This is a genomic window from Vibrio mytili, assembly GCF_049563345.1.
Classification (GTDB): Bacteria; Pseudomonadota; Gammaproteobacteria; order Enterobacterales; family Vibrionaceae; genus Vibrio; species Vibrio mytili.
Genome location: NZ_CP110481.1, coordinates 2,640,581 through 2,654,324, shown reverse-complemented (window position 1 = coordinate 2,654,324; position 13,744 = coordinate 2,640,581). Strand labels below are relative to the sequence as shown.

The following is a 13,744-nucleotide window of genomic DNA, read 5'->3' as shown; positions in this document are numbered from 1 at the left end:
TTGCCATTGGTGGCTTTTTCTATTGATTGCCGGTCGGTTAATGCAGGATTAACGAGTACCGTAAACCACGATGGTTTTGCCGTGAGCAGAAATCAGGTTCTGCTCTTCTAGCATCTTCAAGATACGACCTACTGTCTCACGAGAACAGCCAACGATCTGACCGATTTCTTGACGAGTGATCTTGATTTGCATGCCGTCAGGGTGAGTCATTGCATCTGGTTGTTTCGCAAGGTTCAGAAGCGTCTGAGCGATACGACCAGTTACGTCTAGGAACGCTAGGTCACCCACTTTTTGGCTAGTAACTTGAAGGCGGCGAGCCATCTGCGCAGAAAGGCGCATTAGGATGTCCGGGTTAACTTGGATCAGCTGACGGAATTTCTTGAAAGAAATTTCAGCAACTTCACAAGGAGATTTAGCGCGAACCCAAGCTGTACGCTCTTGGTCTTCCTCGAATAGACCAAGTTCACCAATAAAGTCTCCTTGGTTGAGGTAAGAAAGGATCATCTCCTTACCTTCTTCGTCTTTGATAAGAACCGCGACAGAGCCTTTGACGATGTAGTACAACGTTTCCGCTTTTTCACCTGCGTGAATCAGCGTGCTCTTTGATGGGTACTTATGAATATGACAATGTGAAAGAAACCACTCTAATGTTGGGTCGGTTTGAGGTTTACCTAGAACCATAATATCTCACTTCCTCTGCAGGGTACGCTTGCGCTATCCATATTTTAGTTTCACTTAGATTCACTAGAATAAGAACACTTATTGTATGGTGCAAGCTCTCTTGTGTCTCGGTAAGAAATAGTATCCTTTTTCTAAAACGATTTCTTGATTTTAATCGTGCCATGATTGAGAATTTGTACGCAAAATTGTGCACATGATCACGGTATGAAAAGTAAACACCTAAGCAGCAAGGTTTTTAGCCAATTTTTCCCGTTTCGATAAGCTGTTGTAGGATTGGTCGCACAATCAACTCCATGGCAAAACTCATTTTCCCCCCTGGCACCACAATGGTGTTATGACGCGACATAAACGAACCATCGATCATCGCCAATAGGTAAGGAAAGTCGACTTTCTTGATACCGCGCAGTCGAATGACGACAAAACTTTCATCCAGACTTGGAATGCCTTTCGCATTCAGCGGGTTTGACGTATCCACGGTTGGCACGCGCTGAAAGTTAATGTGCGTGCGGGAAAACTGTGGCGTGATGTAGTTCAGGTAGTCGTCCATGGAGCGAACAATCGAATCCATGACGGCTTCACGAGAGTGTCCTCGGTCTCGCGTATCACGAACGAATTTTTGAATCCATTCTAAGTTAACGATCGGCACCATCCCAATCAGAAAATCCACATGCTGCGAGACATTGACATCCCCATCAACGACGCCGCCATGTAACCCTTCATAAAAGAGTACATCGCTGTTTTCTGGGAGATCTTGCCAGGGAGTAAACGTACCCGGCATCTGATTATACGGCACTGCCTCGTCAAAAGTGTGCAGATAGCGACGTATGCTGCCTGTGCCATCTTCTCCATACTGACGAAAAAAATCTTGTAAGCCGGGAAAGTCGTTCGCTTGTGGACCAAAGTAGCTAATGTGTCGACCTTGTTCGCGAGCCTTACGAATCTCAATGTCCATCTCAGGGCGAGTAAACCGATGGAAACTGTCACCTTCTACCCAAGCGGGTTTAACGTTCATCATATTGAACATCTTACGGAAGGCTTCAGATGTAGTGGTCGTGCCGGCACCGGAAGAACCGGTGACCGCAATGATTGGGTGTTTCGCTGACATGACAAACCTTGTCGAAATTTACGTACCTGTCTGTTCAACAATGGGCTGCTGAACGGTTGATGACCCACTATAGCACGTCATAAACGCATGTCATTGAGTAGGTGTTAGAACTTTGCGCTTAGTTGAATATCTACGGTTTCGTGTAGCTCAGAGAAGACAATGACGGCTTCCCCTTTCTCCAACTGAGTTTTTACCTGATCGACTTTGTCTTGCAAAGAGACTTCGGTTGACCCGTAATCGGTACCTTCACGCAAAACAAATTCACGAATTAAGTTTTCCAGAGTTTCTGGTGAGATGTCTTGCCAGGGAATAATCATAAATACCTCTAAATTTTATGATAAGCCGTTGGTAGCCGAGTTGTTTAGCTACACCAATGGCTTGAATGGGGGAGGGCTGGTTGAATGTGGATCACATTTACTGTGTATGGCGAGGCGATACCTTAGACAGGTATTCGGCGGCAATACATTCGTAATATGCAGGCAGCGCTTCTTCCAACCAAAATGTGGGTTTTAAAGTACTCCCAGAGAGAAAACCGACATGACCACCATGTTCGTAAAGTCGATAGTCGATGTTATCGGGTAGCACGAATTTAGGAATAACGTCATCGGTCATAAAGGGATCGTCTTTCGCATGAATGATAAGGGTCGGTAAGGTAATTTGCTTTAACTTGGATAGCCCAGAGCATTGTTCATAGTAGTCTTGTGCGTCTTTAAAACCATGCAGTGGTGCCGTGATCAAATCGTCGAATTCATATAACCGGGTCACGCGTTTGATCGAGTTATACGACAAGGCCAGTTCACCATGCAATAAATCATGTTTTTGCAATGCATTACGTTTGAGCGAAGATAATAAGTAACGTCTATAGACTTTTGAGAACCCCTGTTCGATTCGGCTAGCACAAGCGGCTAAATCAAGCGGTGCAGACACAATCGTTGCGGCTGTGAGTATGGGATCCTCGCGGTATTGAGCTAAGTAGTTGGCTAGCATGTTACCGCCAAGGGAAATCCCTACCGCGACTTTGGGGTTATCCGGGAAGCGTTCGTTAAGGTGCTCTAAAAAGTAGCGTGCATCGGTAACTTCACCAGAGTGATAAGCACGGGCTGTTTTGTTGGGTTTGCCACTACAGCCACGAAAATGCATCATCACAGATAACCATCCTGATTGGGAAAAGGCGTTCATTAGCCCATTAGCATAAGGGCTATAGAAACAGCCTTCTAGTCCGTGAAAAAGAATAAAAATGGGTTTTTGCTTTGCTGAGTCTTGGCTGGCGTCCTCGCTCCAGGCCAGATCAAGAAAGTCGCCATCAAGGGTGTCCAAAGTTTGCCAGGCAGGCGAAAACAACGCCTTTTTCCTAATGAAGCGAGGCAATAACGTCTGAAGGTGCGGGTTTTTAATCCCAGCGGCTGCGATAAATTGTGTCATACCTAACTGCTCTCATTTATCCTCCAGCATCCATGGGAGGGCTTATTGATATAACTATATTATAGGTATTCTACAGGTTTATGGGTGTCTCTGTGGGTGAATGTTTGGTACCGGAATAGCAAAAGCGTGCTGCAAATGCTCACCTCCCAACTGTCGGCAGTAACGCAGTGTGAGTGGGTCACCATCGTTTTTTATTAAACGGAGTGAGTTGATGCATTCCACTAAGTCCGCTTGTTGCTGTTTTTCGAGTTGCAGTTCAAATTGCAATGATTCCCGATACAAGGTGTCGTTGACTTGCGACTTGAGATGGCGTCGTAAGTCGCGAAATGAGTGGAGTAATGCTTCGCTGCGGCCAAGGCAGCTTTGCACCAGGTGCCAGTCTTTTTCCTGAAATATAAGCTGCTGCTCGTCCAGCCATCTGAGCAGCAGCAGCAGATTCACGTTGCCGTGATAGTTGTTTTGTAAAGATAAGCACGCTTCTTTGACTTCTCGCACACCATAAAATTGCAGACTAAACTGCCATAAATGTTCCAGAGTCAAGGTGTATTCTGCGTGTTTATTGGTCATTGATTAAACTCAACCTCCATCTGCTCCAGCTGTTCCTGTGCAGACATCCATTCCATTTCGACTTCTTCAAGCTCCGACTTACTGGATGCTTGACGTGCCAGCGCATCATTTAGTTTAGACTTATTTTCGGCGTCATACAGCGTGTTATCTGCTAATAGCGCTTCTACTTCTGCCAGTGCAGCACCTAACTTATCCATTTTGTTTTCTAACTGTGTCAGGGTTTTGCGAATTGGCGCGGTCTGTTTACGAAACTCTGCTTCGCGGCGTTTTTGTTCTTTTTTGGCCGCTGCACTGTTGGTGCTGTCTTTAGCAGGTTGTGACGCCTGCGCTTCTTTGCGTTCTGCCCTTTGTTGTTCTGTTAGCCACTTGTAATAGTCGTTCAGGTCTCCATCGAACGGAGCCACTTGGCGATCATGCACTAGGTATAAATCATCGGTTGTCGCTCGCAACAGGTAGCGGTCGTGCGAGACGATTACCATGGCGCCTTCAAAGGTTTGCAGGGCCATCGTCAGCGCTTGACGCATGTCTAAATCCAAGTGGTTGGTCGGCTCATCGAGCAACAGTAGATTCGGCTTTTGCCAAACAACCAGTGCTAAAACAAGGCGTGCTTTTTCACCGCCGGAGAAAGGGGCAACCTTCTCCAGTGCCTTATCGCCTTGAAAACCGAAGCTGCCTAAGTAATCGCGCAGTTGCTGTTCGGTTTGATCCGGTGCGATCTGCATCATATGTTGCAGCGGGGTTTCTTCTGGATGTAGGGTCTCTAATTGATGCTGGGCGAAGTAGCCGATTTTGACCCCTTGCGAGTAGGTCAGGTCACCACCTTGGGCGCTGAGTTCACCAGAGAGCAATTTGATCAAGGTTGATTTACCCGCACCGTTACGACCCAGTAGGCCGATACGACTGCCTGGTACCAGATTAAGGCGTATTTTTTCCAGAATTAAATGGTCACCGTAACCTGCCGAAACCTCATCCATCATCATGATAGGGTTCGGTAATGCGGCAGGCTCACGGAACTGAAAACTAAATGGATTATCAAACTGTGCAGGCAATACTTTTTCCATCCGTTCCAGTGCTTTAATCCGGCTCTGAGCCTGACGCGCTTTGGAGGCTTTGTAACGGAAACGATCAATATAACTTTGCATGTGCGACATTTGCTTTTGCTGCTTTTCGAACATGGCTTGCTGTAGCACCATTTTCTGCGCACGTTGGTTTTCGAATGACGAGTAGTTGCCCGTGTACTCATTCAATTGTTGGTTCTCGATATGAATGATGCGACCGACGATTGGATCCAAAAAATCTCGGTCATGGGAGATTAAGATCAACGTGCCAGGGTAGTTTTGCAGCCAGCGTTCTAGCCACATGACTGCATCTAAGTCTAAGTGGTTGGTTGGCTCATCGAGCAATAGCAAATCAGAGCGACACAGTAGTGCCTGTGCTAGGTTAAGGCGCATACGCCAACCACCAGAAAACTGAGTAAGACTCCAGCTCATCTGCTCTTGGCTAAAGCCTAATCCATCTAATAATTCCGCAGCGCGGGCACGAATGCTGTAGCCACCGATAGTTTCGATTTTGCCATGCAATTCTGCGACCAACGTACCTTGGTCTTTTTCTTCTGCATCGGCGAGTTGTTTTTCAAGATCGCGATACTCACGATCCCCATCAATGACATATTCTAGTGCACTGCGGTCTAGGGCCGGAGTTTCCTGTGCGACCCAAGCAAGTTCCCACTGTTGGGGTTGGCTGAATGAACCTGCATCAATCGATAGTTCATCTTTTAGTAAAGCAAATAGAGTCGATTTGCCGCAGCCATTTTTGCCAACCAAACCCACTTTATCTCCAGGGTGGATGGTGGCTGAGGCGTGATCTAGTAGAGGTTTACCGCCACGCAGTAGCTGAATGTCAGAGAAGGTAATCATAAGGTTTTCGTTCACTTTGCGCAGTGCGCGTTGCTTGCTCGTCTACCAAAATGGTGTCTGGCGTACGATTTTTATGCTTTGGATATCTTGCGGTGAATAGTAGGGGTATTGGCGGTAAAAGTCGATGGATTCGCTTTAATTGCATTATGCGGCACAAAAACGTATAACAATTTGATAACGGATAAAAACAACCACAAGGATGATCACTTGGCTGCAGCATCGCCTAATCTCCCAAGAGTTCTGGTCATTTATGCCCATCCAGAGCCACATAACTCCATTGCAAATCAAGTGATGATTAAGAAAATCCAATCACTTGAACATGTAATGGTGCACGATTTATATGGGGCTTATCCGGACTTCTTTATTGATATCAAACATGAGCATAATCTGCTGTTAGAGCATGATGTGATTGTGTTTCATCACCCTCTTTATATGTATTCCTGCCCTGCGCTGTTAAAAGAATGGTTAGACCGTGTTCTGGGTAAAGGGTTTGCCTTTGGTGAGGGGTGTGCGCTCAAAGGTAAATATTGGCGCAGTGTGATTACCACAGGTGGCAAAGAGGAGGCATTTAGTACCAAGGGGTATAACAAATACCCGTTAGAACAGATTTTACAACCCTTTGAATTGTCAGCAGCATTATGTCAAATGAATTGGATCGAGCCCTTAGTCTTGTACTGGTCGCGGAATGTCTCCGATGCTGAACGTTATGAGCATGCCGAGTGTTATCGTCAATGGTTAACCAATCCGCTTCAAGGTTGGCCGTTAAACGAATTGGGAGGTGAACATGGCGATGACCAGTGAGTTTCTACAAAGTAGCGTGGTTTTTCTCTCTGCAGCGGTGATTGCAGTACCAATAGCGCAACGGTTTGGACTTGGTTCGGTACTAGGGTATCTGCTTGCCGGCGTACTAATTGGTCCATGGGGACTCAGATTGATCAGTGATGTCGATGCGATTCTGCATTTTGCTGAACTCGGGGTCGTATTACTGCTCTTTCTGATTGGTCTGGAGCTGAATCCGAAAAAATTATGGCAGATGAGAGGGCCGATTCTAGGCCTGGGTGGGGCTCAGGTGGTGGTCACTACCGTGGTATTGGGCAGCGTTATCAATCTGTTTGGTTTGAGCATGCAAGTCAGTCTGGTGGTTGGGATGGGACTTGCGTTGTCTTCCACTGCAATCGCACTGAAAGTCATTGAGGAGCAAGGGCTTAATGGTACTGAAACGGGGCAATCTGGTTTTGCCGTTCTGCTGTTTCAAGATATTGCGGTGATTCCGATGCTTGCGGTGTTACCCCTGTTAGCCGGAGGGCAAAGTTCAGGGAGCTGGATTGATGTATTGACGGTGCTGGGGAGTGTCATTGCGTTGTTGATCGGGGGGCACTTTTTACTGCGTCCTTTGTTTCGTTTTGTGGTCATGAGTGGGGTTCGAGAGCTATTTACGGTCGCGGCTTTGCTGGTGGTTCTGGGCATTTCCGTGGTGATGCAAAAACTCGGTCTGTCCATGGCATTGGGAACCTTTTTGGCCGGAGTCTTATTGGCGGAAAGTGAATACCGCCACGAGCTGGAAATTGCAATTGAGCCATTTAAAGGTTTACTGCTTGGTTTGTTTTTTATTGCTGTGGGTATGGCGGTGAACCTAGGATTGCTGGCGTTGTATCCGCTGCAAATTTTGTCTGCGGTTGTTGCGTTGGTCGTCGTAAAAGGGTTGGTGCTATATGGATTGGCTCGAGTGGCGGGAGTGAGTTCAAAGGCGCGTAGCCGAATGGCCGCGATATTAAGCCAAGGAGGAGAATTTGCTTTTGTCATTTTCACCGCAGCCAATCAAGAGGGCATTTTAACGAAGGAGCAAGTCGCGTTTTTATTGGTGGTGGTTAGTATGTCTATGGTGACCACACCGTTGATCCTGATGGGGCAGAAAAAGTGGTTTGCGCATACGTTAAATCAGGAACAAGAAAAAGTAAGTACGAAAGTCATTGATCGCAGTCCGCGCGTCATCATTGCTGGGTTTGGTCGCTTTGGTCAGGTAGTTGGACGACTCATGTATGCCAATAAAATCAAAGTGACGGTTTTAGAAAGCGATGCTAGCCAGATCAATCTGTTGCGTAGGTATGGTTACAAAGTGTTTTATGGTGATGCGACTCAGATTGATCTGTTACGCGCCGCTGGTGCAGACAAAGCGGAAGCCTTGGTGATTTGTACTGACTCTCCGGATGAGGTGATGGCGATTGTGGCGATATGCCGAGATCATTTTCCTAACCTTAAATTGCTCGCCCGCGCACGCAGCCGTGTCGAGGCTTATCAATTGATCAGTCACGACGTACCTAATTATTCGCGTGAGACCTTTTTGGGTGCGCTTGACCTTGGCCGTCAAACACTGATTGAACTTGGTATGCATCCATACCAAGCAAAGCGGGCAGAAGCACATTTTCGTAAATTAGATAATGCTATGCTAGAAGACTTATTACCTCAACATAACGAAGACAAGAAGCTCGCTCAGCGAGCTAAAGAAGCCCGTAAAGAGCTTGAAGAGATCTTTGGTCGTGAGATGGAAAGTGACCGACAGTCGCCAAATCATTGGAAGTAATACGCGTAGAAAATGCGCGAGAAAGGAAGAATAGTGAAAGCTAAAAAACGTTTTATTGCGGGCGCGAGTTGTCCACACTGCAGTCAGCAAGATACTTTACGCTGGTGGATTGAAAATAACATTGAATTAGTCGAGTGTGTCGAGTGTGGCTTTAGCGAACAGCGTAAACCGCAATCTGTAGAGAAAAATAAACACTCAGAGCAGGAAATGATCGGAATTTTTAAGCCGGAATAATTGAACTTCGATAATTGATCCCCATAATACCCCTGTTACCCCAGTACTTAACCCCGTTCAGGTTAAGTCAATGAACCTCTCTGGAGTTAGTATGAAAATTGAAAAGAACGTTGTTGCAAGCCTCGCATACAAAGTAATGTTGGAAGATGGTGTCGTTGTGGATCAATCTACAGCTGAAGCGCCTCTCGATTACCTACATGGTCACAACAACCTAATTACAGGGCTTGAGAAAGAGCTTGACGGTAAAGTGGCTGGCGACAAGTTCTCTGCAACGGTGGCTCCTGAAGAAGCTTACGGTGAGCACAGTGATGCGCTAGTACAGCGTGTTCCTGCTGACGTTTTCCAAGGCGTTGATCAAATCGAAGTTGGCATGCGTTTTCTTGCTGATACCGATCAAGGTCCAATCCCGGTCGAAGTGACGGAAGTTGACGGAGAAGAAGTTGTGGTTGATGGCAACCACATGCTTGCTGGTCAAACACTGACGTTTGAAGTTGAAGTGATGGCGACTCGTGAAGCGACTGCGGAAGAGATCGAACACGGTCATGTTCATCAAGCGGGCGGCTGTGGCCATGACCATGACCACGATCATGAAGGTGGCTGCTGTGGTGGCGAAGATAAAGGCGACGACCACGAATGTTGTGGCGGTGGCGGTTGTGGTTCTCACTAATCGCAGCACTCATTTAGATAAACGCATCTAATAAAGCTTTAAAAAGCGCAAGTTGAGGTTTCAACTCGCGCTTTTTATTTATCTGCGGTGTCGTGCTAAGAATACCAATCGTAGTAAATAACGGGTCATTCTAGCTTGTTAAAATACTCGATAACTTCGTAGCCTTTCTCGTTTATAAAGTAGGTTGATTGTAGAATAACTACTTACCGCAAAATTGCGCCTTGTTCTCAAGCATTTTTCCTACGCTATTTCTGAGCACTTATTCACTGTGATTGGTATAACCCTGAAACTAACCTATCGGACGACGTATGAGTAAACCATTTTCTATCGCGATTCACGGCGGCGCTGGCACGATTTTGCGTGAGCACATGAGTGATGAATTGCAACAAGCCATCAGGGCGGATTTAGAGACGGCGGTAACAACAGGGCATCATGTTATCGCACATGGCGGTACAGCCATTGATGCAGTTGTTGCAGCAGTTAAAGTACTTGAGGACTCTGCTCATTTTAATGCTGGCAAAGGTTCGGTGCTCACTCACAAAGAAATGGTTGAGATGGACGCTTCGATTATGGACGGCAATGGCTTAGCTGCAGGCGCTATTGCTGGCATCAAGCATGTTAAAAATCCGATTGAGCTAGCAAGAGATGTGATGCTAAACAGCCATCATGTTCTGCTGATCGGAGAAGGTGCGGAAGCATTTGCTTTCGAGCAGGGACATCAATACACCGAACAGGATTACTTTTTCACCGATCGCCGTTATGAACAATTATTGTCGATGCGAGAAAAGGGGCTGTTTGCGCTTTCTGAATCGCAGTACCCAGATGATCGTAAACACGGCACGGTAGGCGCGGTGGCGTTGGACCAGCATGGTAACTTAGCTGCTGCGACGAGCACTGGTGGTGTGACCAATAAAAAGTATGGACGAGTAGGGGATTCTGCTCTCATTGGTTGTGGGACCGTTGCGGAAAATGGCGTCGTTGCTGTGTCTACAACCGGCGTAGGTGAGTTTTTTATTCGTAAACGTGTGGCAGAAGATGTGGCGGCACGTATGCGCTATTTGCAAGAAGATGTTCATACCGCCAGCGAAGCGGTGATTCAAGGTGAACTCAAAACCATGGGCGGAGAAGGCGGTTTAATTGCCATTGATGCGCAAGGTGAGCTGCATTTTGCGATGAACAGTTCTGGTATGTACCGTGCGGGGATAAACACGCAAGGTGAATTAAATATCAAAATCTACGCTGATGAGTAAGTGTGATAACAGTATAAAGCCCAGTCAGGGCTGGGCTTTATTGATATCATCGAGCAATTTCAACATTAGTAATGTGGCGGTGGTGGCTCATTGGCTGGATCGCTCATTTCAGATGAATCTATGTTTTTCACTTTCCCCACCACGTACTTCATTTGATCTTGCATCTTAGAGATCAAAAGCTGCTGTTGAGCCAGCGCTTCGTTCAGATCTTCAATCGTCTGTTCTTGAAAGGCGGCCTGACACTCAAGGTCATTAATGCGCGCTTCCAGTTGCTGAATTAGTTTTTCTGTCATGATCCGTTCTTTAGGGTCTGTTGTTCTTTCGCGGTTAATTTTTGTTCGAGGTAAAAGCGTTTTAATCGCGGCGAGAGGTTTGTAGCCTAGTTATTCTAAGCAAAACACCTCTCAACAAAGAGTAAAGCGCTTTTAACCGAACCCTTCGGGCAGCGTTTGTGGGGCCTTTCTACTGCGTTATCAGCTTATCAGGTAGAATAACTACATTTCAAAGCCTCTGCCTAGTATAAAACCCCCACAAACAGCTGCAAAAATCATTTCGAAAGGTCAACAGGCCCTAACTGCCAAGCTTGGGCGATGCCTGCGGAAGTGGCAGTAATTACACGTTGTTTGGAATCAAAGGCTGCATCATACACGACCGCACGTGGAGGGCGAGTATCTTTTTTCGGTTCCACTTCAAATCTAGCAACGCGCTTACCTGTTTTCGTCTCCCACACCGAGACTCGACCCGAAGGGGTTCCAGTAACCAGTTGATGCCCATCATCGGAAAAACGAGCGGTAGAGAAAATCAATTGGCGCGACCAACTGCGCAGTTGGGATAGTTGCTCTCCCGTTTCTAAGTTCCAGATAATCGCTTGATTACCCCCATCAGAACTCATCGCCAGTTTTCCATCCCGTTGCAATGCCACACGCACAACTCTTTGTTCATGTTCAAAGGTACGTAAAATCTGACCTGATTCCGTGTCCCATAAGTAGGCTTTGTAGTCATTTCCGCCGGTGAGCGCGAAGCGGCCGTTAGGCGAAATCGCAACAGAGTTCACTTTTTCTCGGTGGGCAAGGAACTCCAAGCGCCGTCCGGTGACTAAATTGACGTAAATGGCTTTACCGTTTGAAAGCCCAAGTAGGACTTGTTCGCCATTGTTGGTGATGTCAATGTCTCGGATTAGTGCGTCTGAAATAGACCAAAGTCCTTTAGACTGACTCCAGCCGAGATCCCAGACTGCAAAGTTCATTTGACTCGCGGTAACCGCATAGCGACCGTTGTCAGAAAAGCGAATATGGGAGACCGTATTTTTGTCTGCATCCAGTTCTCCGAGTTGAGCGAGTGGTTCATTTTGTTCTAAATCCCATAACATCAGATGGTGTTGTTGCGAATAGAGCAAACCAAACCGACCATCCCTACTCAGTGCGAAACTGGTTGAGCCTTGGGGTTCAATTGGCCAACGTTGTACTTCCTGCTCGATGAAAAAACAGCCATTTAACGTTGTGATGACAACTAAATATAGGAATAAATGAGAAATTCTTTGTATCACATCTAATAATCCGGTTTGTGTCTTAAGACATATAGCTAGTATATTGGTAGAACGATTATCTTCACTAGTCTTAAGAAGATTTGTGTAAAAAACAATGGCAAAGCCATTATTGGGAGAAATGAATGAAATCAGTTTTAAAAGTGTCGCTACTTGCTGCCACAGTTATGCTAGCGGTAGGTTGTCAGAAAGAAGAAACAAAAGAAGAAACAGCAGCACCTCAAGCGGAGCAAGTTCAGGCTGAAACCGGCAAAGCCGTTCACTTTAAAACCGACGATGATAAGGCGGCTTACGCAATCGGTGTTTCGTTTGCTAACTACCTAAGCACTAGCATCGAAAAGCCAAGTGAGATTGGTATCGACCTAAACAAAGACCTAGTTCTTAAAGGAATCGAAGATGTCTTTAACGGCAGTGCCGAGCTTAACGAAGAAGATACTCGTGCTGCACTAGAATCTTTAGACAAGCGTGTCGCAGAGAAGATGGAAAAGCAAGCCGCAGAGAAAGCAGCCGCTTCTAAGAAAGCAGGTGATGAATTCCGTGCAGAGTTTGAAAAGCAAGATGGTGTGAAGAAGACTGAGTCTGGTCTACTATACCAAGTGCTAACACCTGCTGAAGGTGAGATGCCGAAAGATACCGATACGGTACAAGTACACTACAAAGGTACATTGATCGATGGCACTCAATTTGACAGTTCATACGATCGTGGTGAGCCAGCTACCTTCCCATTAAACCGTGTTATCCCAGGTTGGACAGAAGGCGTTCAGCTCATGCCTGTGGGCTCTAAATTCAAATTTGTTATCCCGCCAGAGCTCGCTTACGGTGAGCAAGATACACCAAGCATTCCAGCAAACTCAACGCTTGTTTTTGAGGTTGAGTTGCTAAAAATTGAGAATGACGGTGACAAGGCTGAGTAATTCGAACTTTTCGAGCTAAGCTATTGAAAAAGGTCCGCTTAGCGGGCCTTTTTTGTTCTAGGTCACTAGTTGGTGAGTTTGCTAGGCTGCTTTTCAAATTTTCTGATAAACTTACATCAATTTGTTGATTTTTCGCTCGAAGGCTTATGACAACTACAGAAACAATAAACGCAGAGATGTTGCTCGAAATGGAATCCGTTAACGTGATGCCGTTTACTGAGCACGATAAAATCATCTTGAGATCTTATGAAGCGGTCGTCGACGGTATTGCCAGCTTAATTGGCCCATTCTGCGAGATTGTTCTTCATTCTCTAGAAGACTTAAATACGTCTGCAATTAAAATCGCCAACGGCGAAAATACCGGGCGTCAAGTCGGTTCTCCTATTACGGATTTGGCACTTAAGATGTTGAAAGACATTGAAGGCTCAGAGCGTAACTTCTCACGCTCTTACTTTACCCGCGCTAAAGGCGGCGTATTGATGAAGTCGATTACAGTCGCGATCCGTAACGGTGAAAACCGTGTGATTGGTTTGCTGTGTATTAACGTCAATCTCGACGCGCCATTTTCTCAAGTTTTGCATTCGTTCATGCCAACACAGGAAGCGGAGGAAGCAGCTTCATCAGTGAACTTTGCCAGTGATGTTGAAGAGCTCGTCGACCAAACCGTTGAGCGTACTATTGAAGAGATTAACGCAGATAAATCGGTATCCAACAATACCAAGAACCGTCAAATCGTGATGGAACTGTACGATAAAGGTATCTTCGACATCAAAGACGCGATTAACCGTGTTGCTGACCGCCTGAACATTTCCAAGCATACGGTGTATTTGTATATTCGTCAGCGCAAAACTGAGGATGAATAGG

15 protein-coding genes are annotated in these 13,744 nt (G+C 46.2%); 7 read left to right on the top strand and 8 right to left on the bottom strand.

The features are described from left to right. Positions 1-48 precede the first annotated feature (48 nt). The 6 genes from crp to ONE56_RS12195 all read right to left on the bottom strand — a co-directional run bounded on the left by crp (position 49) and on the right by ONE56_RS12195 (position 5,691). A complete protein-coding gene (gene crp / locus ONE56_RS12220; RefSeq protein ID WP_005381432.1) occupies positions 49-681 on the bottom strand; it encodes a cAMP-activated global transcriptional regulator CRP in 633 nt (210 codons plus the stop codon). Positions 682-916: 235 nt separating this feature from the next. Beyond that, positions 917-1,786, bottom strand: a complete 870-nt coding sequence (locus ONE56_RS12215; protein ID WP_041155010.1) for a phosphoribulokinase — start codon at positions 1,784-1,786, stop codon at positions 917-919. A gap of 104 nt (positions 1,787-1,890) precedes the next feature. Continuing rightward, positions 1,891-2,103, bottom strand: a complete 213-nt coding sequence (locus ONE56_RS12210; RefSeq protein ID WP_041155011.1) for a YheU family protein — start codon at positions 2,101-2,103, stop codon at positions 1,891-1,893. Between the two features lie 97 nt (positions 2,104-2,200). Further along, entirely contained in the window at positions 2,201-3,208 is a 1,008-nt protein-coding gene (locus ONE56_RS12205; RefSeq protein WP_331438936.1) for a hydrolase, read from the bottom strand. 78 nt (positions 3,209-3,286) lie between these two features. Beyond that, complete coding sequence (locus ONE56_RS12200; RefSeq protein WP_423839940.1) at positions 3,287-3,775, bottom strand: TIGR02444 family protein; 489 nt, start codon at positions 3,773-3,775, stop codon at positions 3,287-3,289. Beyond that, positions 3,772-5,691: an ABC transporter ATP-binding protein gene (locus tag ONE56_RS12195; RefSeq protein WP_331438938.1), complete on the bottom strand. Its 1,920-nt coding sequence runs from the start codon at positions 5,689-5,691 to the stop codon at positions 3,772-3,774. Before ONE56_RS12195 ends, ONE56_RS12200 begins: the two co-directional genes overlap by 4 nt. Positions 5,692-5,898: 207 nt before the next feature. On the opposite strand from ONE56_RS12195, the gene kefG reads away from it, so the two are divergent. From kefG to ONE56_RS12170, 5 genes are all read left to right on the top strand, one after another. Continuing rightward, complete coding sequence (kefG, locus tag ONE56_RS12190; protein ID WP_423839939.1) at positions 5,899-6,492, top strand: glutathione-regulated potassium-efflux system ancillary protein KefG; 594 nt, start codon at positions 5,899-5,901, stop codon at positions 6,490-6,492. Continuing rightward, positions 6,476-8,272: a glutathione-regulated potassium-efflux system protein KefB gene (gene kefB, locus ONE56_RS12185; protein ID WP_331438940.1), complete on the top strand. Its 1,797-nt coding sequence runs from the start codon at positions 6,476-6,478 to the stop codon at positions 8,270-8,272. The genes kefG and kefB overlap by 17 nt, the downstream gene beginning before the upstream one ends. Positions 8,273-8,305: 33 nt before the next feature. Beyond that, positions 8,306-8,506, top strand: coding sequence for a YheV family putative zinc ribbon protein (locus ONE56_RS12180; protein ID WP_041155015.1), 201 nt, complete (start codon positions 8,306-8,308; stop codon positions 8,504-8,506). A 91-nt stretch (positions 8,507-8,597) separates the two neighbouring features. Further along, the gene (slyD, locus tag ONE56_RS12175) at positions 8,598-9,173 is read left to right on the top strand and encodes a peptidylprolyl isomerase (RefSeq protein WP_041155016.1); all 576 of its coding nucleotides are present in this window, start codon (positions 8,598-8,600) and stop codon (positions 9,171-9,173) included. A gap of 308 nt (positions 9,174-9,481) precedes the next feature. Continuing rightward, on the top strand, positions 9,482-10,423 hold the full coding sequence (locus ONE56_RS12170) for an isoaspartyl peptidase/L-asparaginase family protein (RefSeq protein ID WP_423839938.1): 942 nt from the start codon (positions 9,482-9,484) through the stop codon (positions 10,421-10,423). 65 nt (positions 10,424-10,488) lie between these two features. Here the strand turns inward: ONE56_RS12170 and ONE56_RS12165 are convergent, their stop codons facing one another. Both ONE56_RS12165 and ONE56_RS12160 read right to left on the bottom strand, forming a co-directional pair. After that, positions 10,489-10,716 carry a SlyX family protein gene (locus ONE56_RS12165; protein WP_041155018.1) on the bottom strand — a complete coding sequence of 76 codons (228 nt, stop codon included), beginning with the start codon at positions 10,714-10,716 and terminating at the stop codon, positions 10,489-10,491. 254 nt (positions 10,717-10,970) lie between these two features. Beyond that, the gene (locus tag ONE56_RS12160) at positions 10,971-11,966 is read right to left on the bottom strand and encodes a WD40 repeat domain-containing protein (protein ID WP_423840510.1); all 996 of its coding nucleotides are present in this window, start codon (positions 11,964-11,966) and stop codon (positions 10,971-10,973) included. A 125-nt stretch (positions 11,967-12,091) separates the two neighbouring features. Between ONE56_RS12160 and fkpA the strand changes: the two genes are divergently transcribed. Together fkpA and ONE56_RS12150 are read left to right on the top strand one after the other, a co-directional pair. Then, on the top strand, positions 12,092-12,880 hold the full coding sequence (fkpA, locus tag ONE56_RS12155) for an FKBP-type peptidyl-prolyl cis-trans isomerase (RefSeq protein ID WP_041155019.1): 789 nt from the start codon (positions 12,092-12,094) through the stop codon (positions 12,878-12,880). 146 nt (positions 12,881-13,026) lie between these two features. Next, complete coding sequence (locus ONE56_RS12150; RefSeq protein WP_041155020.1) at positions 13,027-13,743, top strand: helix-turn-helix transcriptional regulator; 717 nt, start codon at positions 13,027-13,029, stop codon at positions 13,741-13,743. Position 13,744 lies beyond the last annotated feature (1 nt).